The organism is Microvirga pakistanensis (assembly GCF_004458765.1).
Classification (GTDB): Bacteria; Pseudomonadota; Alphaproteobacteria; order Rhizobiales; family Beijerinckiaceae; genus Microvirga; species Microvirga pakistanensis.
This window is the reverse complement of the sequence record NZ_SPJX01000603.1, coordinates 1-223: the sequence shown is the minus strand read 5'-3', so window position 1 is coordinate 223 and position 223 is coordinate 1. Positions and strand designations below refer to the sequence as shown.

Below are 223 nucleotides of genomic sequence, written 5' to 3'. Positions count from 1 at the left end.
CGGGCGCCCATGCGCGCGGATGCGGCCGCGGCCTCGGCGCCTGCATGGCCGCCACCGACCACGACGACGTCGAACATGTCGAGGGAAGGGATCTGACTCACCGAATTCTCCATGCCTGGGGTCTAAAACCTCACGGTGGTCAGGTCAAAAGGGCAAAATGTTCCACGTGAAACATTCGGCCTCTCCACCAGCTTCACACAAGGTTCCCACAGGCTGTGCAGAG

The 223-nt window shown here is 61.9% G+C and carries 1 protein-coding gene; it reads right to left on the bottom strand.

Features of this window, described 5'->3' with window-relative positions; translation table 11 throughout:
* The coding region (locus tag E4K09_RS31185) for an FAD-dependent oxidoreductase (RefSeq protein ID WP_134500164.1) at positions 1-77 on the bottom strand (77 nt) is incomplete at its 3' end.
* Positions 78-223 lie beyond the last annotated feature (146 nt).